The 23393-nt window shown below is 42.2% G+C and carries 21 protein-coding genes and 1 tRNA gene; 6 read left to right on the top strand and 16 right to left on the bottom strand.

Annotated features, from left to right (window positions below):
- Window positions 1-114 precede the first annotated feature (114 nt).
- Complete coding sequence (locus ACP7AE_RS04080; protein ID WP_201540186.1) at window positions 115-1413, top strand: hypothetical protein; 1299 nt, start codon at window positions 115-117, stop codon at window positions 1411-1413.
- Window positions 1414-1559: 146 nt separating this feature from the next.
- Here ACP7AE_RS04080 and ACP7AE_RS04075 read toward each other — a convergent pair whose 3' ends face one another.
- Window positions 1560-2798, bottom strand: a complete 1239-nt coding sequence (locus ACP7AE_RS04075) for an argininosuccinate synthase (protein WP_201540187.1) — start codon at window positions 2796-2798, stop codon at window positions 1560-1562.
- A 327-nt stretch (window positions 2799-3125) separates the two neighbouring features.
- Between ACP7AE_RS04075 and pyrC the strand changes: the two genes are divergently transcribed.
- The 4 genes from pyrC (at window position 3126) to ACP7AE_RS04055 (ending at window position 5772) form a co-directional block, all read left to right on the top strand.
- Window positions 3126-4196: a dihydroorotase gene (gene pyrC, locus ACP7AE_RS04070; RefSeq protein ID WP_426241513.1), complete on the top strand. Its 1071-nt coding sequence runs from the start codon at window positions 3126-3128 to the stop codon at window positions 4194-4196.
- A gap of 291 nt (window positions 4197-4487) precedes the next feature.
- The gene (gene rnt, locus ACP7AE_RS04065; RefSeq protein ID WP_201600334.1) at window positions 4488-5147 is read left to right on the top strand and encodes a ribonuclease T; all 660 of its coding nucleotides are present in this window, start codon (window positions 4488-4490) and stop codon (window positions 5145-5147) included.
- A gap of 298 nt (window positions 5148-5445) precedes the next feature.
- Entirely contained in the window at window positions 5446-5643 is a 198-nt protein-coding gene (locus ACP7AE_RS04060; protein ID WP_140412980.1) for a hypothetical protein, read from the top strand.
- A gap of 53 nt (window positions 5644-5696) precedes the next feature.
- A tRNA-Glu gene (locus ACP7AE_RS04055) sits at window positions 5697-5772 on the top strand.
- Window positions 5773-6156: 384 nt separating this feature from the next.
- Here ACP7AE_RS04055 and ACP7AE_RS04050 read toward each other — a convergent pair.
- The 11 genes from ACP7AE_RS04050 to ACP7AE_RS04000 form a co-directional block, all read right to left on the bottom strand.
- Window positions 6157-6780: a BLUF domain-containing protein gene (locus tag ACP7AE_RS04050; RefSeq protein ID WP_045444510.1), complete on the bottom strand. Its 624-nt coding sequence runs from the start codon at window positions 6778-6780 to the stop codon at window positions 6157-6159.
- A 406-nt stretch (window positions 6781-7186) separates the two neighbouring features.
- Entirely contained in the window at window positions 7187-7954 is a 768-nt protein-coding gene (locus ACP7AE_RS04045; RefSeq protein WP_201540190.1) for an IspD/TarI family cytidylyltransferase, read from the bottom strand.
- Window positions 7955-8104: 150 nt separating this feature from the next.
- Entirely contained in the window at window positions 8105-8413 is a 309-nt protein-coding gene (locus ACP7AE_RS04040; RefSeq protein WP_426241510.1) for an FtsB family cell division protein, read from the bottom strand.
- 124 nt (window positions 8414-8537) lie between these two features.
- On the bottom strand, window positions 8538-9854 hold the full coding sequence (gene eno / locus ACP7AE_RS04035; protein ID WP_055125148.1) for a phosphopyruvate hydratase: 1317 nt from the start codon (window positions 9852-9854) through the stop codon (window positions 8538-8540).
- Window positions 9855-10174: 320 nt separating this feature from the next.
- The gene (locus ACP7AE_RS04030; protein WP_426241508.1) at window positions 10175-12535 is read right to left on the bottom strand and encodes a heavy metal translocating P-type ATPase; all 2361 of its coding nucleotides are present in this window, start codon (window positions 12533-12535) and stop codon (window positions 10175-10177) included.
- A gap of 219 nt (window positions 12536-12754) precedes the next feature.
- Window positions 12755-12979: a heavy-metal-associated domain-containing protein gene (locus tag ACP7AE_RS04025; protein ID WP_422548621.1), complete on the bottom strand. Its 225-nt coding sequence runs from the start codon at window positions 12977-12979 to the stop codon at window positions 12755-12757.
- A 233-nt stretch (window positions 12980-13212) separates the two neighbouring features.
- Window positions 13213-13467, bottom strand: a complete 255-nt coding sequence (locus ACP7AE_RS04020) for a heavy-metal-associated domain-containing protein (RefSeq protein WP_060491650.1) — start codon at window positions 13465-13467, stop codon at window positions 13213-13215.
- 30 nt (window positions 13468-13497) lie between these two features.
- Window positions 13498-14373, bottom strand: a complete 876-nt coding sequence (gene kdsA / locus ACP7AE_RS04015) for a 3-deoxy-8-phosphooctulonate synthase (RefSeq protein ID WP_426241505.1) — start codon at window positions 14371-14373, stop codon at window positions 13498-13500.
- 230 nt (window positions 14374-14603) lie between these two features.
- Window positions 14604-16238 carry a CTP synthase gene (locus ACP7AE_RS04010; protein ID WP_426241503.1) on the bottom strand — a complete coding sequence of 545 codons (1635 nt, stop codon included), beginning with the start codon at window positions 16236-16238 and terminating at the stop codon, window positions 14604-14606.
- Window positions 16239-16433: 195 nt separating this feature from the next.
- Window positions 16434-17498 carry a porin gene (locus ACP7AE_RS04005; RefSeq protein WP_201540194.1) on the bottom strand — a complete coding sequence of 355 codons (1065 nt, stop codon included), beginning with the start codon at window positions 17496-17498 and terminating at the stop codon, window positions 16434-16436.
- 733 nt (window positions 17499-18231) lie between these two features.
- Window positions 18232-20430 (bottom strand): malate synthase G, encoded by a 2199-nt coding sequence (locus ACP7AE_RS04000; RefSeq protein ID WP_426241500.1) that lies wholly within the window; start codon window positions 20428-20430, stop codon window positions 18232-18234.
- A 682-nt stretch (window positions 20431-21112) separates the two neighbouring features.
- On the opposite strand from ACP7AE_RS04000, the gene ACP7AE_RS03995 reads away from it, so the two are divergent.
- Entirely contained in the window at window positions 21113-21808 is a 696-nt protein-coding gene (locus ACP7AE_RS03995; protein WP_201540273.1) for a tRNA-(ms[2]io[6]A)-hydroxylase, read from the top strand.
- A 156-nt stretch (window positions 21809-21964) separates the two neighbouring features.
- Here the strand turns inward: ACP7AE_RS03995 and ACP7AE_RS03990 are convergent, their stop codons facing one another.
- The 4 genes from ACP7AE_RS03990 to ACP7AE_RS03975 form a co-directional block, all read right to left on the bottom strand.
- Complete coding sequence (locus ACP7AE_RS03990) at window positions 21965-22168, bottom strand: hypothetical protein (protein ID WP_201540196.1); 204 nt, start codon at window positions 22166-22168, stop codon at window positions 21965-21967.
- 87 nt (window positions 22169-22255) lie between these two features.
- A complete protein-coding gene (locus tag ACP7AE_RS03985; protein WP_426241498.1) occupies window positions 22256-22642 on the bottom strand; it encodes a hypothetical protein in 387 nt (128 codons plus the stop codon).
- Window positions 22643-22766: 124 nt separating this feature from the next.
- The gene (locus ACP7AE_RS03980) at window positions 22767-23018 is read right to left on the bottom strand and encodes a hypothetical protein (RefSeq protein ID WP_055125157.1); all 252 of its coding nucleotides are present in this window, start codon (window positions 23016-23018) and stop codon (window positions 22767-22769) included.
- Window positions 23019-23093: 75 nt separating this feature from the next.
- Window positions 23094-23264, bottom strand: a complete 171-nt coding sequence (locus ACP7AE_RS03975) for a hypothetical protein (RefSeq protein ID WP_201540198.1) — start codon at window positions 23262-23264, stop codon at window positions 23094-23096.
- Window positions 23265-23393 lie beyond the last annotated feature (129 nt).

Below are 23393 nucleotides of genomic sequence, written 5' to 3'. Positions count from 1 at the left end.
TATCATTATTGACCGCGTGATAAGTAAGTGGATTGATTTTTTCTATTATTAAGGGATTGTATCAAGGCTTTTGGCACCGTAATATAGGGGCACACTTTTTGATGCTAGCAGATTATGACGACTATTTCACCGACACGTGTGTCGATGTATGATTTTCTCTATCAAGATACCAAGCCAATGGTATCTTTATTGGCAGATGCCGCCAAGCTTTCATTACCACAAGCTCGATTGGCGATGGATGCCAGTTTGCAGGCCATTATCAGTGCCTTGCTTGCTTACCAGCAGCATAACGACGGACAAGCTGTAAGCAAAAAGCTATTTAGTCGCGGCGCTGTTAAAGAGCTACGCCAATATAATTCGATGAATTTTTCGACTATCAATGCGACGTTATATCATCGCCATGAAGCGGCGGATGCGATATTTTATGATAATGCTCGCGTGATTAAAGCGAGTGACTATATTGCTCAGCAGATTGACGCAACAACGCAGCAAGTACAGATACTCCTCACATCTCTATGCGTGATTGTCTTACGTGAGCTGGCTATTTTAGCCGACTATAGCCAACTTGATAGCAATGAGATGGATAAGTGGTTCGCTTTACAGCCACAGTTTTTATCAGCTGCTCGCTTTGCCATCAATAAGCCAGCGTCTGTCTCTGTTAAATTGAATGAGGTAAATGAAGATAACAGTCTAGTCGCAGCATCAGAGGTCAATTCAGACTCGGCAGTAAAAACAAAAGCAGCAGACGAATCCGACAACAATCCTCATACAGAACGTGCCTTATTAAGTGCAGAGCAGCTCGCTGACACCCCACCAGCGTTCAATCCTTACTGGCATGAGTTGACGACATTCAAGCCTGAAAATCAACAGCCTGTGCAAGATATGCAGTTGGCAACTGGCAATTATTTAAAAGCCATTGGACGCTCACCTGATAACTTGCAGCAAGGTCGTCATAACGACATGCTAGTCTTTACAGAAATGCAAGCCATTGCCTTGCCACACCAACGCTGGCTATTACAGCTCGCCAAAATCTCAGATATCTATCTCAGTCGTAATCGCCTACGTATTACCTCCGAACCTGCCAGCGCACCCAAACCACCTTTGGTAAGCTTGGGTTTAATTGGTGGTAATAACGACAATACACCGACCACCACCAGCGAAAAGCCCATTGAATACGAGGCATCAATACCCCTCTGGAAAAATCCGGTTATCCTGATTATTATTGCTGTGATCGGGGTGCTTGGCGGGCTTGCAACGCTCAAGTATCAAAGCCAAAAATCTGACGGTGTGTTACTGGCGACAGAAGAAGTCATAGAACAAGATATTATCGAAGAACGTCAACAGCAGGATGTGGCTATCGTCATGGTTGACGATGAGGAGCCTGATGACAAAGAAACAAAAGCGGCTCAATGATAAATAAAAGCTCTGAATACAGAACCTCTTAATTAGCAAAAAATCATCGAACAAACCTTCAAAAAATCCACAAAAAAAAGGCGCTATTCATATAGCGCCTTTTTTTATTCATGTATCTTATTCATGCTTTATCTAGCAAAGCATACTTACTTTGATAAATCACGACCACGGCTGGCTTCAATCGCCAGACGTAAACCGTTCAGACGGATAAAGCCTTCTGCGTCTTTCTGATCATAAGCACCAGCATCATCTTCAAAAGTCGCGATTTTTTCGTCAAATAACGAATCATCTGACTTACGACCAACAACGCTGACGCTGCCTTTGTACAGCTTTAGACGTACAGTACCATTGACATATTCTTGTGATTTGTCAATCAAGGCCTGTAGCATCATACGCTCAGGGCTGAACCAATAACCGTTATAAATGATTTTTGCGTAGCGTGGCATTAGCTCATCTTTTAGATGTGCCGCTTCACGGTCAAGCGTTAACGACTCAATGCCGCGATGCGCTTTTAGCATAATCGTACCCGCTGGCGTCTCGTAGCAGCCACGTGATTTCATGCCAACATAACGGTTTTCTACGATATCTAGGCGTCCGATACCATGCTGACCGCCAATCTCATTTAACTTAATCATGACTTCATACGGCTTAAGTGCTTCACCATCGATGGCAACGATGTCGCCTTTTTTGTATTCTAGTTCTAGATATTGTGCTTGGTCAGGCGCTTCTTCTGGGCTGACTGACCAGCGCCACATATCGTCTTCTGCTTCGGCGTAAGGGTCTTCTAAAATACCGCCTTCATAAGAGATGTGTAGTAAGTTGGCGTCCATTGAGTACGGAGATTTTTTCTTATTGCCCGCATAATCAATCGCAATGTTATGCTCTTTAGCATATTCCATCAAGCTCTCACGGCTAGACAAGTCCCACTCACGCCAAGGGGCAATGGTGACCACGTCAGGCGATAAAGCAACCGCGCCAAGCTCAAAACGGACTTGGTCATTCCCTTTACCAGTCGCGCCATGACTGATCGCATCGGCATTGTGTTCTTTAGCAATTTCAACCAAGCGCTTGGCAATTAACGGACGGGCGATAGAAGTCCCTAGCAGATACTCGCCTTCATAGATAGCGTTAGCGCGGAACATCGGGAATACATAATCACGGGCGAACTCTTCACGTAAGTCTTCAATATGGATATGTTTGATGCCCATAGCTTCAGCTTTAGCGCGTGCCGGCTCAACTTCTTCGCCTTGACCGATATCAGCAGTAAAGGTAATCACTTCTGCATCATAAGTCTCTTGCAACCATTTAGCGATGATGGAGGTATCAAGACCACCTGAATAGGCCAAGACGATTTTATTAATATTTTTTGGATCAAGTTGAGCCATGAAGAACTCCTATTGTGAGCATTTAGTGTTAGGAAAAGCGCTAATATTCAATCAAAAGATAAATTACTTGCTCAGTGTACATCATATTTACTATAGGCAAAAGTGCAACTGCCCCATGGCATAAGCTTTTGATTTAAATTTTGGGTCGATAGATTTCAATTATTCACATATAGTTGACAGTTGACTGCCGCAAATTAAAAAACAACCCATCTATTATGTACAGATATTTAGCCGCATATTTAGTCAAGTAGGCAAATCTGTTATGATAGCGGTACAGTATCCCTTCCTTTTATTTCCGTATATGACGATATAGAGCGCGACGACATTATGACTGATTCGATTAGAGAGTTGACCATCCTTCAGCCAGACGATTGGCATATCCATTTGCGTGATGGCAAAGCATTGAGCACTACTGTATCGCACGCAGCAAACAGCTTTAACCGTGTCATATGTATGCCAAACTTAGTGCCTCCTGTTAAGAACACTGACGATGCGCATGCCTATCGCGACCGTATCATGGCGCACTTAGTAGCCAGTGAGCTGAGTGCTGAGCGCAAAACTGCATTCGATCCACGTATGACTTTATATCTCACTGACAAAACCACTGCCCAAGATATCGAGATGGCAGCAAAATCAGGTATCGTCCAAGCGGTCAAGCTTTATCCTGCTGGCGCGACTACCAATTCGGCTGATGGTGTCACCAATATTAACGCCTGTGTCGATGTTTTTGAAGCATTAGAAAAGTACAACCTACCACTATTGATACATGGCGAAGTGACGCAAGATCATGTGGATATCTTCGACCGCGAGAAGCGCTTTTTAGACGAAGTGTTGGCGCAAATCATTGTCAAATTCCCTACATTAAAGATTGTCGTCGAGCATATTACTACCAGTGATGCCGCTGATTTTGTCTTAGCACAAGGCAATCACATTGCCGCCACTATCACTCCGCAGCATTTAATGTTTAACCGCAATCATCTATTGGTTGGCGGTATCAAACCGCATTTTTATTGCTTGCCTATTTTAAAGCGTGAAAGCCATCAAAGAGTATTATTAGACGTGGCAACCAGTGGCAATCCCAAGTTTTTCTTAGGCACGGATTCAGCCCCGCATGCGACGGATAAAAAAGAAGCCGCTTGTGGCTGTGCTGGCTGCTATAGTGCCGCAACTGCCTTGACATTGTATGCCACCGCTTTCGATAGCGTGGGAAAAATAGACAAGTTAGAAGGCTTTGCCAGTCGTTTTGGGGCTCAGTTCTATGGATTGCCAGTCAATGAAAGCACGATTACGCTTGTCAATACACCTATGCAAGTGCCAGCAGCCTACCCTTACTTTGATGGCTCATCATTGACCCCGCTTATGGCAGGCGAGACACTGCCTTGGTCTATCAAAGCATAAAACGCACTAAGCAAAACCATCTGTATTCTATTTTAACTTGAGAAGTTTAACCCTATGATAAGAATGACATCTGCTAACCAGCGGTGTGATTTGTATCATAGGTTATTTATTTTTCATTTAATGTCTTAATTCAATATAACAGTACGACTGATAAAAGCGATTTAACCAGATATGACCACTCCAAACGATGCCGCCTTACCTGACGAAAACCCATCAAACCCTGTAGATAATAGCATTAAGAGCCCATCAAATAGTCACACAGAAGATGCCGCAGCAGACGAGCTAGCACCAATGCGTCTAAAAGACCGATTTCGTAAGTTTCTGCCTGTCGTCGTTGATGTGGAAACTGCCGGCTTTAATGCGCAAACCGATGCTTTGCTAGAGATTGCCTGCATTCCTGTACTACTGAATGAGCAAGGCGTGTTTTATCCTGGGGAAGCATTCAATGCTCATATCGAACCCTTTGAAGGCGCGAATCTTGAGCCAAGTGCCCTTGCCTTCACTGGCATTGATCCCAACAATCCAATGCGTAAAGCCATTGCCGAAGATGAGAAAACAGCACTACGCCGTATCTTCAAAGGGTTAAAAGAAGTACGCCGTACTGAAGACTGCCGCCAGTGTGTCTTAATCGGGCACAACGCTCATTTTGACTTAGCATTTTTGAATGCGGCGGTGCTGCGTACCAATAACAAAAGTCACAACCCGTTTCATAACTTTTCAGTTTTTGACACAGTGACTTTATCTGCGCTGGCATTTGGTCAGACAGTACTAGCACGGGCTTGCAAAGCAGCAGGGCTTGATTTCGATGGTAATGATGCACATTCTGCCCTATACGATACACAAAAGACCGCTGAGCTGTTTTGTCATATCCTAAACCATTATCCTATGCTGGCTAATGCGATGCATACTGAAGAAAATAAAGAGGATTCGACTGAGAGTAGTCACAAATAATCCATTTATCACATATCCTATATTGCCAACTACCCATAATAGTGCTATTTGTAATACTTGATGACTTTAACATCTTGGTTTTACAATCAATAGGGATATGATTGATATCACAATAAATCAGCCACTTGTCTAACCGTTGAATATCATATTGTGTAAAACAATTCAAAAACCAGACAAGTTGTTGTAATTACTCACATTAGAACGTCTCGTTATATCCTATAGATGGTTTAAGTTGCCCACATTGTCGCGATAGCCAGTACGATTCATGCTATCGAGGCGTAATAGGAGGGACTCTATTATGGATCCACAGCTTAAGTTATGGGGAACCATCCTCGGTTATATGCTGCTCGCATTGACTATTAGTGCTTGCACTTCACTATGGATTCGCTATCATTTAAAGCGTAATGACTTACATCCTCGCCGTGCGATCAAAAAAAGATACTTAATTTTAAAAAGAAGAAGAAAAAGGCTTGACAGCAAGCGCAGACGCTATTAGAATACGCACCACTTCAGCATAAAGGTGAAAGCAGCTGAGGTGTTGTGTTACTAGTCCCCATCGTCTAGAGGCCTAGGACACCGCCCTTTCACGGCGGTAACGGGGGTTCGAATCCCCCTGGGGACGCCACTATTTGGCGTCACTTATTAGCAAGTTTGCTGCAAAGCATCTGATAAGACTAATAAGCGTACCACCAAAAAGCCCAATCACAATACCATTGTGATTGGGCTTTTTTTATGCCTGTTTTTTATATCATGAGGTTCTTGATACCTTAGCACTCAGTTCGTCATCGCCGATTTACTTGATAAATGAAGCATAATTAATTTTATAGATAAGATCCAGTATTAGGTTCGCTCAAAATATTAAGATATATTTACTAAGTGTCGCTATCCATGGTTTCTATACCTAACTTGATGTTTTGTTTATTTATTGAATTTTTTATCATAAATTTAAGCAAAAAAATCCAGCATTGAATACTGGATTTTTAAATCAAACAATCTATTTTTACAAAAACTACCAAATCTTATCTGATAGCATTAGCCACAACAATGTCATCACAATCATGATACCGAGTACTGTTTGAATCAAGAAGAATGCTTGATGCTGACCAACAACCTTACTTAACGTCACCCCTAACGTGCTGTACTTGATAGGTGGCGTGTCAATATTGCCAGTTCTTGCTTGTTCCTCATAATACCCTTGTAAGATATCTAAAAATTCGCGCCATGCGTTAGAGCCCCAATCATAGGGTTTAAATGGCATGAGTTTTTTCAGCTCAGGCTCTTTGGTCATCCAACGTTCAAGTGTAATGGAGCGTAGAGACCAGTTCGAAAAACGGCGTTCGGTAATTTCTGAAAAATCTAAGATTTTTAGTTCTTTATGTCGATCGTCTAATAATAAGCGATTCTTTAGATTGGTTAAATCTTGTTCTGACCCTTCTGCACATTGAAAAAAGTAGCCATTGCCATAGCAAAGAATACCCGTAACATTATCGGCTTGGTTACGCTCAATCGCGACCTCTGAGATGTCGTTAAGCGTGCTGGGGCTTGAAAGACCAGTCGAAGTAATTTGGCTTATATATATAAGCTGGCAGAGATCTGTCGTCACTGGATTTGTCGAATCGTTGATTGTTGACAATCAGCTTCTCCCTATTTTCAGGTAAATGTAGCTAAGACAACCATACTAAATTTAGAAAAAACATAGAAACAAGATCTTTGAAAATATCAAATAGGCTTGGTATATTATTGATTTTATAAATGTTTATATTAATTGTATTAAGTTGGTTACATCATAGGCTAGTTTAGTCATCAAAGCAATATATGTTTATCTTATATCATTAATTGAAAAAACCAAACAATAATTCGCAATTATTTATATCGAGAACTTGCACTGTGGTTTATGGGCAGCGATAGGATAAATAGGTAATATGGGAGAGGAAAGTTATGATAAAAATCGTCACCAATGAGCGATAAGACCACTGGCTCATTAATGAGATTGATACAGACTGATGTCTATTACGAATGTTTAATTATTTTTTGTCTACTCAGAACTGGGCATTAATAATCGCTGTGAGTAAAATAGCATCATCAGGATAAGTGAGCTTGATATTCTGGCGACTGCCAGTCACGAGGCGAATGGGTAGGTCTAAACATTCAAATGCACTGGCTTCATCAGTAATAGTGAGCTCGTGTTCAGCGACATAAGTCAATACTTTTTGCAGCTGACCTAAGCGAAACACTTGCGGCGTTTGTGCTTGCCACATATGACGGCGATCGATAGTACGTTTAGCGTAAGAATATGGGCTGCTACTCACTGTCAGGGTAACTACAGGCGTCTCACCTACAAGCTCAGATTGAGCGGTAGACTGCGGATAGGATTCCTTTAAAGTATCAGCCACCGGTGTCGCTAAGATAGCACCATAGGGCTCTAGCATCGCCGCTTCGATGACCTCTTCAATATCATGACTGGAAACCGCAGGACGCGCAGCATCATGAATAACAACCAAATCTGAATCGTCGGCTCCCGCCTCAATAATCGCCTTTACCCCTGCTCTTACTGACTGCCAACGCTCATCGCCGCCAATCACATATTTGATGGGGAGCGCAAAATTAAGCGTCTGTGCTGTACTGTCATCTGCTGCGACGACCAATAAACATGTATCAATATAAGCACTAGTAGCAAGCCGTGCCACACTATGCTGTAGCAAGGTCTGCCCTTGCAACATCGTATATTGCTTGGCGATAGAGGCACCAAAACGACTACCGCGACCCGCAGCGACGATCATGGCATGTACATTAGGGATGATATTCATAGGGCAATGTTCATAAAGTAGTATTCATGGTTAGAACCCATGACAGTATTGCTAGGGATAGACGAGGAATAAGAGAAGTAACGAATTTCAGGTGTATAAGGTTTCTATTATAGACAATAGAAGATCATAATTTTAGACAGTTAAGAGCAATTAATAACGGCTATGTGTGGTGGGCGCCGTAGATACTCGTACAAAGGTCTCGTTCGGCTTAATCAAACCCAAGTCTAAACGAGCGTGCTCTTCTACTGCCTCAAGACCAGTTTTTAAGTCATGCACATCAGTACGCAATAAGTTATTTGCTGCCACTTGGTTTTCGTTTAAGCGTTGTTGTTCTTCGATTTGAGTCAGCAATTTATTATGCTCAAAGCGACCATTTTCGCCCAGCCAATACTGATATTGCAGTCCCAAAAGGACGGCAACGGCTAGAGCAAGTAGCATAAATTGGCTAAAGTATTTCATAAGATAATAACGCCAAACAACATAGAGACAATAATAAAAATAAAAAACCAGCTAAGCTTGCTAGGCGATATATCACCAGATTAATGATGACATATCGCCTAGCTGTAGCAAGAAATCTGGCTTGTTAACCACGTAGACCGATGAACTCTTCACGACCACGGTAGCTTGCACGTACTTGTTGCTCGATACGTAGCAGCTGATTGTATTTTGCCACACGGTCTGAACGGCATAGTGAGCCAGTTTTAATCTGACCAGCAGCCGTACCAACGGCTAAATCTGCAATGGTGCTGTCTTCAGTTTCACCTGAACGATGTGAGATAATGGTTGCATAGCCATTTTTCTTCGCTAGATAGATCGCATCTAGCGTTTCTGATAAAGTACCGATTTGGTTAAACTTAATCAAAATTGCATTGGCAATATGCTTATCAATACCCTCTTGCAAGATAGCAGGATTGGTCACAAATAAATCATCACCAACCAACTGAACTTTATCACCAATCTGCTCAGTCAAATATTTCCAACCATCCCAATCAGACTCGTCAAGCCCGTCTTCGATAGAGATAATAGGATATTGACGCGCCAAGCCGACTAGATAGTCTGAGAATCCTTGGCTATCAAAGGCTTTGTTGCCCTCGCCTGCCAAGATATATTGACCATCTTTATAAAACTCACTAGCCGCACAGTCTAACGCCAAATGAATGTCTTCGCCCGCTTTATAGCCGACTTGCTCAATCGCTTGCATAATAACGGTGATGGCTTCTTCATTGCTACGCAGGTTTGGCGCAAAACCACCTTCATCACCAACCGCAGTATTTAAACCTTGTGATTTCAACACAGATTTCAAGCTGTGGAAAATTTCTGTACCAGCACGCAATGCTTCTGAGAAGCTGGTAAAACCAACAGGCTCAATCATGAACTCTTGGATATCAACCGTGTTATCCGCATGCTCACCACCGTTCAAGATGTTCATCATCGGTACAGGCATCGTCAGCGACGTCTGATTGCGCAAGTTTGCAATATATTGATGTAATGGCAGATTTTGTGACTTGGCAGCGGCTTTTGCAGTAGCAAGAGACACCGCTAGCATGGCATTGGCACCAAGGCTATCTTTGTTTTCTGTGCCATCTAGCGCAATCATTGCATCATCAATGCCTTGCTGTTCGGTGACGTCTTTATCCATCAATGCACTGCGAATTTGGCTATTGACGTTAGCAACGGCTTTTTTGACGCCTTTACCCATATAGCGACTTTGGTCACCATCACGTAGCTCAAGCGCTTCGCGTGAACCAGTTGATGCACCACTTGGCGCAGCAGCACGGCCGATAGTGCCATCAGCTAAGATTACATCAGCTTCGATGGTTGGGTTACCACGCGAGTCTAAAATCTCACGGGCGCGAATGTCTTTAATTGCGGTGACGTTGGTGGTTTCTTCAGCGTACATAATGTCTGTTAATTCCTTTGGTCATGCCAAGTTTGTGGGATAAATAACGGCAACTAGAATACAAAAAAGATAAAGCAAAATATCGTATAGTGCTATGCTCAAACCAGCTTTGCTTATCTATATAGTCAGCAAGTTTTGAGCAGGATTAAAGGTGGTTTTAATACTTTAATCGTTAGCTATAGTGCTTGGCATCATAGCATAAATTTTGCCAAACTTCCCTTATCTTGCACCGACTGGCGCTGATAAAATCACACTTAGATAAACAAATTACCAATTATGGATTTGTCTCAGCACCTATAATATTAAAAGCCATATGACTCTTATGCTTTTGTTAGACGTTCTGTTTTAGCGTGGGAGCCAGATACTGTGTTATCCAGCTCAACCTTTGTTTTAAATTGGGTCAAACGTAAGGCATTCATTAATACAGAAATAGAGCTAAGCGCCATCGCAGCGGCGGCAATCATAGGGTTTAAGAAACCAAAAGCAGCCAGCGGAATACCCAAGCAGTTATAAATAAAAGCAAAAAACAGATTTTGCTTGATGTTGCGCACCGTTGCATTAGCGATTTTTTGCGCGGCATCAATATGCATCAGTGACTCACCCATCAAGTGGGCAGACGCACTATGCTGGGCGACGTCTGTGCCTTCAAACATGGCAAAGCTTGCATCGGCAGTTGCCATCGCTGGCGCATCGTTGACACCATCACCTGCCATTGCAACTTTATGACCAGCCGTTTGCAACAAGGCAATTTGACTGGCCTTATCGCGTGGGCTCATTTTACCATAAGCTTGCTCAATACCCAGCTGCCCTGCCACATGATCGACCACAGACTGCTTATCACCACTCATCAAAATGACATTGATACCTGCGTCTTGCAGCGCAGTAATAGCCTTCGGAGTATCTACCTTTAGGTCATCAGCTAGAGCAAAAGCACCCAAAGCTTCCTCATTAATACTAACAGCAACGGTACTGGCAATTTGCCATACCTTTGGCATCAGCTTAGGCAGTGTTAAATTGGCAAACTCTGCGGTACCGACTTTTACCACACCCAAACCTTCAATATTTGCTTGTATACCAGCGCCTTTAATGACACTAATATCAGTCACATTCATCAACGGCAAATTTCGCTCAGTAGCCGCGTTAACCAATGCTGTTGCTAGCGGATGACTGGCATGTGCTTCAACGCTTGCGGCAATTTGTAACACATCATCGACTGCGATCGATTTATCCACCATCACATGGTCCACGATAGTCGGCTTACCAATGGTCAAAGTACCTGTTTTATCGAGCACTACTGTATCGATGTTGCCTGCCGCTTCAAGACTTTGCGCATCCTTAAACCAGACGCCATGACGAGCAGCAACGCCCATACCAGCCATGATAGCGGCTGGCGTTGCCAAACCTAAAGCACAAGGACATGCAATGACCAACACCGAAACTGCATGCATCAAGGCAGTATCCATCATGCCAGTCAGCCACCACGTCACTCCAAAGGTGATAAGCGCAATGGCAACGACGACTGGGACGAATACCGCCGTCACTCTATCGGCGAGACGGGCTAAATTGGCTTTTGAGCCTTGGGCATCGCTGAGGGCTTGTACCATATCACCAAGCTTTGTATCACTACCTTTAGCACTGACGCGGTATAATAAGCTGCCATTTTCAACCAACGCCCCTGCTAATAATTTATCTCCCACTTCTTTTTTAAGCGGTACCGACTCACCCGTTAAATGACTCTCGACACACCAGCCAGCACCATCGATAACCACCCCATCGGTTGCGACGCGGCTGCCTTGTTTAGCACGCAAAATATCACCAACTTGCACGTCTTTAAGAGCAACATTATGAAAATCACCATTAGGCTGCTGCTGTTCGACTTCATCGGGCGTTAAAGACAATAATAAATCGATACTATTGAGGCTGTGTTTCTTAGTACGCTCTTCTAGATACTTACCCGTACGCACAAAAGCAATGACCATGACGCCTGCTTCAAAATACACCGCAGGACTGCCATCCGCACCGTGACCACCAGCATGACCACTTTGCAGCAAACTGTTTAAAGTGCCATCGCCATGGGTCAGCCACAGATACGTTGAATACGCCCAAATAGTCACGGTACCGATGACGACTAGCACGTCCATATTGGCAAGACCACCTTTAATAGATGCCCAAGCGCTTTTGTAAAATGGCAAGGCAAATCCAAACTGTACAATGGTCGCTAATATAAACTGAATCCAAATCGGCGGCATCCACGCCATACCCTGCCCAACGAGCATACCTGCCATACCAACTAAAAACGGCACCAAACAAACCCATAACCCAATCAAGCGCCATGGGTACTGAGTCGCGATATCTTCGTCTGTTTTTGCAAACAAACTATCGGCCGCCTGCAAATTGGCAACGAAGCCTGTTTTATTTACCCATTCTGTCACTTGTTCAGGCGTTGTCTGCGTTGGGTCATAATCAACATTGGCAGTTTCGCCAGCGAAGTTTACACTCACCTCGTATACCGACGGCTTTTTATTGAGCACCTTCTCAATTCGTGAGGCGCAGGCTTGACATGTCATCCCCTCAATTGCTAGCTGCAAATGTGCACGCTGCGGCGCGAGCGGCGTATTGGATTGAATGTCAGTTTTTACATCGTAGGCATCATGATTGTCGGTTTGGGTAGTATCATTCATAAATAAAACTCGGTATGGCGTTTATGCGTTATGGCGTTATAAAGTCGTCTGAGCTAGGACAGCAACTCAGTGGATGGAATATCTAAGTCAAACAAATAGCACACTTTTAAATTTGATATTGGTATGGTCACACTGAATAGTTAGTACGCTACTATCAATAATTTTCAACCATTAAAAAACCAGCCTTGATAGCCGGTTTTTTAATACAAACGGAGTAGGTTAAGCATTGGCAACAGTGGCATCAAAGCCTGCATCGTCGATAGCAGCAGCAATTGTCTCTACACTGGTTTTGCTATCATCAAAAGTAACCGTCGCTTGATTATCTGCCAGCTCAATACTGATATCGTCTAAGCCATCGATATCGGCAGTGGCGTTATGAACACTGGCCACACAGCCACCGCAAGTCATGCCATTAATTTTAATAATACGTGTTTGGTTTGCCATGAGAGGCTCCTTATTTTTGTAACTGAGTTTTTATAGGTAAATACTTTTATTAAAGAATTGCTTTTATAATTGTCTTTTTAAGACGGCTATCTTTTAAGACGTTATAAAAATAGCACTTAACCAGCTTAAGCCCTATCACGGTTAACAACAAGACTCTTTGGTCATCACTTTATTCATAGAACTGTGAATTTATGCCTAAGTAACAGACAATAGCGCTTAATTTAGAATAAAACCTAATCATCATGACGTGGGTTTTGCGGTGCATCAAGAGGAAATGGCTGAGTCACATAATCGACCGTACTAATTGCCGCCGTAAACGCATGAATACTGGTGTCTGTATCTTCATAACGTATGGTGGCAACATTATTATCAGGATCAAGCTCGATTGCCGTCACCCCTGTGATATTTTTCAGCGCTGTCATCACACTCTTTAACCCTTCATCATCATCGATATTTTCGATACTGACTGTTGCTGTTTGCATCGCCATAATCTCAGCCTCTTATTGTCTGTAAATACATTAATGGGTATCTAACACCTCAAAGCCTTTGACCAAGTCATCAATTTGCTTCAACTGACGCAAAAACGGCTCTAACTGGCTCATACGTAGCGCACACGGACCATCGCATTTTGCAGTCTCTGGGCTTGGATGCGCTTCTAGAAACAACCCTGCCAGTCCTGTCGCCATCCCTGCTCGTGCCAAGGTTGTAATTTGTTCACGGCGTCCACCCGCACTATCGCTACGGCCGCCTGGCTGCTGTAAGCTATGCGTCACATCAAAAAATACAGGGATATCCATCTGCTTCATGGTATCAAAACCAAGCATATCAACGACCAAATTATTGTAACCAAAGGCACTGCCGCGCTCACAAAGGATCAACTTATCGTTACCACCTTCAAGGCATTTGTTAACGATATGACGCATCTCATGCGGCGCTAAAAACTGTGCTTTTTTGATGTTGATAATCGCATCTGTCTTCGCCATCGCATGTACCAAATCTGTCTGACGTGATAAGAATGCAGGTAGTTGAATGATATCTGCGACTTCAGCGACGGGTGCAGCTTGATACGGCTCATGTACATCCGTGATAATAGGCACTTGGAATTTTTCTTTGATTTGCCCCAGCCAATCAATACCCTGCTCTAATCCAGGACCTCGATATGAGTGCAGGCTTGAACGGTTGGCTTTATCAAAACTGGCTTTGAAGACATAGCCAATGCCCAAACGCTGACATATTTCGACATATTGCTCTGCAATCTCGAAGGCCAATTCCTTTGATTCTAAGACATTCATACCACCAAATAACACAAATGGTTGGTCGTTACCGATATTAAGAGTATTGCCATTTGGCGTAGTAAGTTTGATATGTGATTGCGCCGTTGATAAATGTTCCATGAAGTAGTCACCCTCTTTATTGTTATTAATATTTCTATCCTATATTGTAACCGATAGACTCAGTAAAAAAAGGGGTTAAGCGTAATTGCTGACCAACCATTAGAAAAATTGTCATGTTTATTGCTTAAAAACAATCTCATTCATAACCACAGTCATAAAATGAAACGCAAAAAAAAGACCAATCCGAAGATCAGTCTTTTTTATACATGTAAATTTTTATGCATTAACGATTATTTGCTTTCGTTATAGTTCTTAGCCGCTTTTACAAAGCTGTTAAACAGTGGATGACCACCGCGTGGCGAGCTGGTAAATTCAGGATGGAACTGTACGGCGACAAACCAAGGATGATCAGCAATCTCGACCGATTCTACTAGATGCTGTTTGGCAGAATAACCAGATATGGTCATGCCTGCTTGCTCTAATGGCTCGATATAGCGATTGTTCATCTCATAACGATGGCGATGACGCTCAGTGATATTTTTGGCGCCATAGATTTGGCTAAGCTTGCTACCAACAACCAATTCGGCTTGCTGCGCGCCTAGACGCATGGTGCCGCCAAGGTCCGAGTCATCACTACGAATCTGTAATTCGCCGCGCTCATCTAACCACTCAGTGATGAGACCAATGATAGGCTCTGCCGTTTTGCGATCAAACTCAGAAGAGTTGGCATCGATTTTGAGTACATTACGCGCGTATTCAATCACTGCTAGCTGCATACCAAGGCAAATACCTAAATATGGCACGTTATTTTCACGAGCATAAGTGATGGCTTTTATCTTACCATTGGTACCACGCTCACCAAAACCACCCGGTACTAGGATGGCATCAGCATTGTGTAGCTGCGCCAATAAGCTGTCATCATCTTCTAGACGCTCAGCATCGACATAGTCAATTTTGACATCGGCTTTATGAGTGATACCAGCATGCAGCAGTGCTTCGTTGATCGACTTATAAGCATCAGGTAACTCGACGTATTTACCAACCATCGCTACCGTAAGGCTCATTTCAGGATTAAGCTGCGCTTCAACCACTTTGTCCCAATCACTCAAATCTGCTTCTGGTACATCTAAACCAAAACGCTCACAGATCAAATCATCAAGATCCTGCTCATGAAGCGTGCGTGGAATCTGATAAATACTTTGCGCATCTTCACACATAATAACCGCACGCTCTTCCACATTGGTGAACAGCGCTATTTTGCGACGGTTGTCTTGTGAGATGTGGTGATCAGAGCGGCAAATCAATATATCAGGCTGCAAACCGATAGAACGCAGCTCTTTTACTGAATGCTGAGTTGGTTTGGTTTTGGTTTCGCCTGCACTAGCAATGTAAGGAACTAGCGTCAAATGCATCAGCATGGCTCTATTGCGACCAAGCTCTACTTGCATTTGGCGGACGGCTTCCATAAATGGTAACGATTCGATGTCACCAACGGTACCGCCAATCTCAATAATCGCGATATCATAACCTTCACCACTGGCTAAAATTTTACTCTTAATTTCATCAGTGATATGTGGAATAACTTGTACTGTACCACCAAGATATTCACCACGGCGCTCTTTATTTAGAACGTTTTGATAGATACGACCACTAGTAAAGTTATTGCTCTTACTCATTTTTGAATGGCGTAAGAAGCGCTCATAGTAACCCAAATCTAAATCAGTCTCTGCACCATCTTCGGTGACGAATACTTCGCCATGCTGGAATGGGCTCATCGTACCTGGATCGACGTTGATATACGGATCCATCTTGGTCATCGTGACGGTCACGCCACGGGCTTCTAAGACCGCTGCAAGAGAGGCTGCGGTGATACCTTTTCCTAGTGAGGACACTACCCCACCGGTCACAAATATAAACTTGGTCATAGTACTCTGTCGGTAATTGGTAAAGAAGGATTTTACTAAAAATACGTCAAAAAATATAGGGCAAAAGCATAAACTCTTTGAAACATTCAAGTTTTAGTACTTAGCTATTATAACGCACTACCCACTCAAAAAGGATATAACAAAAAAAACTCACCCCGAAGGATGAGTTTTTATAATCAGATTCTAATGCTTAGATTAGAATTTGTATTCTAGACCAGTACCAACTACTAATACTTCTGCATCGCCACGTACGTTAATATCTTTTTCTAGAATATCATCAACATATGTGTAGTTAACATTATCAGCTTTGTTCATACCAGCATAGGCATGAGCAATGATATTGTCTTTAAAGAAGTATTTACCACCAACAACGATCTGATTTGAATCAGCGTTGTCCATACCATCTAAATTGTCAGTTTTATTAAACTGAGTGTAGATAGAGGCTGGACGCGCAAAGTTAGCTAGAGCCATCTGAGCACTAACCACCAAACCTTTTTCTTTAGAAGATCCGTAATTATAGTCAGCTACTTGATATAAGGCACCTAAATTTACAGGAGCAGCGATAAATTTACCTAGATCTACAGTCGCTGTACCACGGATGATGTCACCATCAATATTTTGATCTTTATCGTACGCAACACCAGCAGTAAAGCCAGTACCTTGATCAAACAACATGGCAACACCGAAACCTGCGTCATCAGAGTCATCGCCATCTACATCATTAGAGCTGTACATTGCAGATAGTTGTAATGGTAGACCATTGTACTTAGGTGCAGTCCAAATGATTGAACTTGCAAGACGATTACTGTCAGCCATGTTTAATGCTGCAACTGTTTCTTTCTCATTTACAGTTTGACCTAGGTTATCCCAGTAACCTTCGTTAACAACAACGTTATCAATACGAGCTAGCGTTGACTGGTTTTTACCAGCACGGAACTCACCGAACTGCTTGTTGTTTAAACCAAGAAACGTATCACGGTTAGTGAAAGTGGCATTATCACCAGTAATACTTGTACCATACTCTAACTGATAGATAACATCAGTATTGGCAGTCATGGCTTCAGAGCCCTTAAAACCTAAGCGTGAAGCATGAGAATTAATTTCTACATTGTCTTCATCATACATGTTGCCACTATCAGTATCAAATTCTGCATTGATGTAGTCAGCAGCTACAAATGCTTTACCATAGATAGTCGGTGCTGCATTGGCTGCAGATACAGATAAGGCAGCAACTGCTGTAGCTAAAAGTAGTTTTTTCATGGGGTATCTCCACTTTACAATTTTAGTAATAAGCGAGCTATGATTAGCTGGTGCTCATAATGGTATCGTCACAAATCCTCAAAGATATAATGTGTAACTGGCTACCGAGATTAGTCAGAAACAAGTGTGGCGAAGTTCTATTACAGTAAGATGAAAAAAACAATGACTTACATAACTGGGATTAAAAAGTAACTGCCATGTAATCTTAGGTCTTTATCGCTCCGTTGCGTAACATCCGTTACCAAACTCATACTTCGAATACAAGCATAACAACTTTGACATAATTTGCAACATTTTTTTTAGATTTTTAAACCCAGTATTTGTTGAACACCATATCTACTATAGAATGTGGGTCATTGTAAAAAAATCTCTATCTGCTCAAATAGATAAGGATATTATTGATTAATATAATTACCAAGAACTTGAAACTATCGTAATGAATACCCTTTAATTAACAAACATAAAGCCCTACTTGTTTATTGACAAGTAGGGCTAATAGAAAATAATAAAGGTGATTTATGACATGCTGACAGTCACAATTGAGACTGGAAAATTGCTACAAGAACAGTAAAAAAGGTATTTTCACTGCTCTTGTTTCCAGACTATAACCTTAGTCAATGGCTATCACAGACTTCTTATTAAGTATAAAAGCCAATAACAAGCCTCATTCAGTCATGACAGTATTATAATAGAATGTCAAGTATGCCATATTCTAATATTAACCTGCGCAATATTAGCAGCCTGCTTTTAGATCAAGACGTGCCTGATGCAATAATGGCTCAGTATAACCACTCGGCTGCTCACGACCTTTAAACACTAAGTCACAGGCCGCTTTAAAGGCATAAGAGTGGTCAAAGTTATCTGCCATCGTCTGATAGTCACTATCGCCTACATTTTGCTCATCTACCACTTTTGCCATACGCTTCATCGTATCCATCACTTGCTGCTCGCTCACGACATCGTGATGCAACCAGTTGGCAATATGTTGACTTGAGATACGTAAAGTTGCACGGTCTTCCATTAGACCCACATCATTGATATCTGGTACTTTAGAACAACCAACGCCTTGGTTTACCCAACGCACAACATATCCTAAGATGCCCTGAGCGTTATTTTCAAGCTCTTGTTGTTTCTCTTCATCTGTCCAATTAGTATTTTTTGCTAATGGAATGGTCAAAATGTCGTCTAAGCTGGCACGCTCACGTGATTTTAGGCTATCTTGAACATCAGCAACACTCACTTGATGATAGTGCATGCTGTGCAAGGTTGCCCCTGTTGGTGACGGTACCCATGCGGTACTGGCTCCAGACTTAGGATGTGCAGCTTTGGTGTCCATCATCTCTTTCATCTCGTCAGGCTTCGCCCACATGCCTTTACCAATCTGAGCAACACCCTGTAAACCAGTCTCTAAACCGATATCAACGTTCCACTGCTCGTAGGCTGGCTGCCATGCTTGTGACTTCATCTCACCCTTAGGTACAAATGGGCCTGCATTCATGCTGGTATGCATCTCATCACCAGTACGATCTAAGAAACCTGTGTTAATGAAAATGACACGTTCTTTCGCTTGGCGGATGGCTTCTTTCAAGTTGACCGTCATACGGCGCTCTTCATCCATGATACCGATTTTAATGGTATTACGCTCTAAGCCTAATAAGTCTTCTACTGCATTAAATAAATCGTTGGCCATTTTGACTTCTTCAGGGCCATGCATTTTTGGTTTAACGATATACATTGAACCTTTACGTGAATTTGATAGCGCATTTTTACCTTTAAGGTCATTGAGCGTCAATAGTGGTGTAATCAAGCCATCCATCAAGCCTTCAAATATTTGTTCTTGACCATCACCCAAGTCGACCAATATTGCAGGGTTTTGCATGAGGTGACCGACGTTACGAATCAGCAATAACGAACGACCTGGCAGGATAAGCTTACCACCATCTGGGGTGGTGTATTCACGATCTGGATTTTGCTGACGTGTGCGGGTTTTGCCACCTTTTTCAAAGGTTTCTTGCAAGTCACCATTCATGAGACCAAGCCAATTGCGATACACTTCCACTTTTTCTTCTGCATCGACGGCAGCGATTGAGTCTTCACAATCTTGAATTGCCGTAATAGCTGACTCTAGCAACACATCTTTGATATGTGCAGGGTCGTCTTTACCGACTGGATGATTGGCATCTATTTGAATCTCTGCATGCAAACCGTTGTTTTTTAATAAAATACCCGTTGGGCTTTCTGCATCACCGACGAAACCAACGAATTTTTCGGCATCTTTTAGCTCAGTACTGCTATCACCTTGGACAATTTCAAGCTTACCATCGACCACTTTAAAGCCGGTCGCATCGTTATATGAACCTGACGCCAATGCAAAGTTTTCATCTAGGAATTGTTTGGCATAAGCAACGACAGCAGCACCGCGAGTTGGGTTGTAACCACCTTTTGCTTTTTGACCATTTTCATCACTGATAACGTCAGTACCATATAAAGCATCATACAAGCTGCCCCAACGAGCGTTGGTCGCGTTCAATGCGTAGCGCGCATTACGTACTGGTACGACCAACTGCGGGCCTGCAATATGAGCAATCTCGTCATCGACATTTTCTGTGCTAACTTTAAAATCATCGCCTTCTGGCAACAGATAGCCAATCTCTTGTAAGAATGCTTTGTAAGCAGGATAATCAATGTTGCCGTCTTTGGCAGGATGTTGCAGGTGCCACTGGTCAATCTGCGCTTGAATCTTGTCACGAGTTGCGAGCAATGCTTTATTGCGCGGCGTAAACTCTTTAATGACTTTTTCAAAACCTGACCAATAACTGTCTGAATCAACACCGACTTTCGGCAGCACTTCGTTTTCAATAAAGTCATACAATTGCTGGTCGATGGCAAGAATGCCTCTTTGAATACGATTGGCGTTAGAAGACTGGCTCATGTTGTTATCCTTATCTGTTCGTGAGGGGTGTGAATACGAAGTTGCTACCGCAATGATTACACATTGTCGGTCTTAGGCATCTATTCCAAATTTAGATGAAATACTAAGCAAACCTACTGATATATCATACAAGCTTGTGGTGAATAGCAAATTAACTATTTATGCTATGCTATTAACCTATATTTTTGCTGCATTAGCCATTAGCATGGTCAAAGCATTTATAACGGATGATGGTGTCAACCTTGCTTAATGTACTCAGTGTACGATTTGAGCTCGGTTGCCTTGCACCTACTGTAAACGGTTTCAACTGCATAACATTGGCAATCATCACCACTGCGACAACACAATATGGCGACACATCAATAGTAAGACAAAATAGCGCTTAAGCAAAATATCATCCTACTATCAAATAAAGAAATAAACAAGAAAACATCATTCACTAGATAAATACTGGGGTTGTATTATAATGATAATCTATATGAGACAGGCGCTAAGAGGTTTTATTAGTGCTTATTGATCAATACTTGATATCGCATAGACAAACTGTCAGTAATCATTACTCCATGGATTTATGCTTAACCGTTATCTATCTAATATTAGTAAAAGATTTTTTAAACGTTCGATTATGGCAAAAACTATGAATAAAGAAGATATAAGAACCAAGGACAGTAACGACAAAGTTATGAACGACAGCAATATAGAAGAACCTCGTATAGTAAAAGACGAGATAGAAGAGGACGATGTTGATATCACAAAGCTACGCACCCCAATCAAGGTTGACCTATCTGCTGTTTATAATTTTTTGGGTGCGCGCACAACACAAGCTTGGGTTGATGCGGCGATTGCGAATGTACCGATGATCATTCAAGATCATGCCAATTGCGAAAAAAAGGCCGCTGGCACTGCCATGAATCTCATATTCCGCTATGAGTTTTCTTATGATTTGCAGCGTAAATTGGCACAATTGATACGCGAAGAAATGCTGCATTATGAGCAGGTTTTAGGTATTATGAATGACCGTGGTCAGGCGTGGAAATATCTGAGTGCTGGACGTTATGCTAAAGGCATGTTAAAACACAAACGTACTTATGAGCCAGCAGCGATGGTTGATGTGTTGATAATTGGCGCATTTATCGAAGCACGCTCTTGTGAACGTTTTGCCGCCCTTGCTGAGGTCATCGACGACGAACGCTTGGCAAAGTATTATCGCTACTTACTTAAGTCAGAGAGTCGTCACTTTGAGGATTATTTAGCCTTGGCTCAATCACTGTCTGAGGACAGTATTGATGAGCGCGTCGCATTTTTTAAAGACGTAGAAGCAGAACTGATTTCTAGCCCAGATCATGAGCTACGCTTTCATAGCGGCACACCTGCTTAAATACCTAAGATTAGGTATCACTTTAGATTAGATACCCTCTTATACAATAAATAATTATACAGATAATAAGTGAAGTAACGAACCAAGCTTCATGCTCTGGTCTGCTACTTCACTTATTAGCCTTTTATTTGAACTTCGTTATAGCAAAATGAATGGTTATTTATCATCTTTCATTAATGAGCTGTCGTACTGTTTACTATCCTTCGCAACATGATGGGGATCGTGATCATCGGTTGCCCTTTCTGCCGCTGCTGGATTGACTTTTTGTAGCGCATCGTCAGGTACGATACCATGGTTATCGTTCGCATCTCTTAACTGATGGTCTTCTTGGTTGACAGCCTTGTCATCTGGCGTATTCATCATTACTCCTTATTATCATTTATTATCATAATAGTCATTCTATAAAGATAAAAAATCTGTATTTAATCAATTTTTCATAAAAAGCTATTAATCCTTTTCGTCAGGATTTAACACCCGTGTTTGAGCATTATCGATATTTGCATAACGATTCATGTTGTTAATACCTTCGCTTTTGGATGTCTCGCTAACCATCGTATGCTCATTCACGCCATCATCAAAGGCATTACCTTCTTGGTCTCGGCGATCAGGCTGACGTGCGGGGTTGTCATTATCATTGACATGCTCTGAGTTAACGACGCCTTCTTTGAAAGTATCCGTTCCTTTATTTTCAGTGATGCTCTTGTCAATGCCACTATCACTATGCTCATTAGAAGTAGGTCTACTAGGGAAGGTATTAGCAGCATCATGACTATTGGTTGAGTCATGATTTTCACTGATGCGTGTCTTGGTGAGTGCTGGATCATTGGTTTGCATAGCTATATCCTTATTATTGTTATTCGTGTTTTGGCAATTGCTTAATGTGCTTAGAGTTTTTATGGCGGTTTAGCAAATGGTGAGCCTAATTTAATACCCAGCTCAACCTAGCCTGTAAGCCGTACTATTCATTGCCTTCTTGGCTTAAGTCATAGGCATTCAAATCTGCGACGTTCTTGCCGCCAGCGGGTAAATTCTCTTCTTTACGAGGGTCAACATATATCTCGTCGGTTTCTTGCGACTCTTGTTGTGGACCATCGATATTAGGTTCGTGCTTACGACCTTCATAACTGTCTTGTGCATTGTCTGGGTGTAAGGCGGCTGGATCACGAACTGGTACCGCTTCTTCATGATTTGGATGGGTGTTATTTGGCATTGCAGTTCCCTCGCATCAATATGTCATTAATAGATAAAATAAGTTAATCCAAATATTTATATCACAGCTTATTTATCATTTATCCGTACGCAAATCATCTTCAATAAAAGAAGTTTGCTCGTCTTTACTTAATGCTTCAGGCGCATCGACCGCTTTATTGTCTTTGAGATTTCGCGCAATTTGCTGACTATCTGCTTGCTCAACAGCTTTTTTGATATCTGATGTGTCATTATCGGTATTGCTCATAAGATGTTTCCTATTTTTATAATTCGTTGATTTAGGCAGTCCCTGCTCTTTTTCGTAATACGATCAATGATAGTAATACGAGCAATTTTGCATGAATTACTAGAGTGCTAATTGTTTATTAAACCATCA

Origin of the sequence: Psychrobacter sp. TWP2-1-2 (assembly GCF_049896785.1) — a bacterium.
Lineage (GTDB): Bacteria > Pseudomonadota > Gammaproteobacteria > Pseudomonadales > Moraxellaceae > Psychrobacter.
The sequence above is the reverse complement of the archived record's forward strand: the minus strand, read 5'-3'. Positions and strand labels throughout refer to the sequence as shown.

Excerpts from the sequence above, each read along its gene's own strand:
- kdsA (WP_426241505.1), bottom strand. The coding sequence starts at position 14,373 with ATGGAACATTTATCAACGGCGCAATCACATATCAAACTTACTACGCCA.
- rnt (WP_201600334.1), top strand. The coding sequence starts at position 4,488 with ATGCGTCTAAAAGACCGATTTCGTAAGTTTCTGCCTGTCGTCGTTGAT.
- ACP7AE_RS04080 (WP_201540186.1), top strand. The coding sequence starts at position 115 with ATGACGACTATTTCACCGACACGTGTGTCGATGTATGATTTTCTCTAT.
- ACP7AE_RS03980 (WP_055125157.1), bottom strand. The coding sequence starts at position 23,018 with ATGCCAAATAACACCCATCCAAATCATGAAGAAGCGGTACCAGTTCGT.
- ACP7AE_RS04045 (WP_201540190.1), bottom strand. The coding sequence starts at position 7,954 with ATGAATATCATCCCTAATGTACATGCCATGATCGTCGCTGCGGGTCGC.
- ACP7AE_RS04030 (WP_426241508.1), bottom strand. The coding sequence starts at position 12,535 with ATGAATGATACTACCCAAACCGACAATCATGATGCCTACGATGTAAAA.
- ACP7AE_RS04020 (WP_060491650.1), bottom strand. The coding sequence starts at position 13,467 with ATGGCGATGCAAACAGCAACAGTCAGTATCGAAAATATCGATGATGAT.
- ACP7AE_RS04060 (WP_140412980.1), top strand. The coding sequence starts at position 5,446 with ATGGATCCACAGCTTAAGTTATGGGGAACCATCCTCGGTTATATGCTG.
- ACP7AE_RS04075 (WP_201540187.1), bottom strand. The coding sequence starts at position 2,798 with ATGGCTCAACTTGATCCAAAAAATATTAATAAAATCGTCTTGGCCTAT.
- ACP7AE_RS04000 (WP_426241500.1), bottom strand. The coding sequence starts at position 20,430 with ATGAGCCAGTCTTCTAACGCCAATCGTATTCAAAGAGGCATTCTTGCC.
- pyrC (WP_426241513.1), top strand. The coding sequence starts at position 3,126 with ATGACTGATTCGATTAGAGAGTTGACCATCCTTCAGCCAGACGATTGG.
- ACP7AE_RS03975 (WP_201540198.1), bottom strand. The coding sequence starts at position 23,264 with ATGAGCAATACCGATAATGACACATCAGATATCAAAAAAGCTGTTGAG.
- ACP7AE_RS04005 (WP_201540194.1), bottom strand. The coding sequence starts at position 17,498 with ATGAAAAAACTACTTTTAGCTACAGCAGTTGCTGCCTTATCTGTATCT.
- ACP7AE_RS04010 (WP_426241503.1), bottom strand. The coding sequence starts at position 16,238 with ATGACCAAGTTTATATTTGTGACCGGTGGGGTAGTGTCCTCACTAGGA.
- ACP7AE_RS04040 (WP_426241510.1), bottom strand. The coding sequence starts at position 8,413 with ATGAAATACTTTAGCCAATTTATGCTACTTGCTCTAGCCGTTGCCGTC.
- eno (WP_055125148.1), bottom strand. The coding sequence starts at position 9,854 with ATGTACGCTGAAGAAACCACCAACGTCACCGCAATTAAAGACATTCGC.
- ACP7AE_RS04025 (WP_422548621.1), bottom strand. The coding sequence starts at position 12,979 with ATGGCAAACCAAACACGTATTATTAAAATTAATGGCATGACTTGCGGT.
- ACP7AE_RS03990 (WP_201540196.1), bottom strand. The coding sequence starts at position 22,168 with ATGAATACGCCAGATGACAAGGCTGTCAACCAAGAAGACCATCAGTTA.
- ACP7AE_RS03985 (WP_426241498.1), bottom strand. The coding sequence starts at position 22,642 with ATGCAAACCAATGATCCAGCACTCACCAAGACACGCATCAGTGAAAAT.
- ACP7AE_RS03995 (WP_201540273.1), top strand. The coding sequence starts at position 21,113 with ATGAACGACAGCAATATAGAAGAACCTCGTATAGTAAAAGACGAGATA.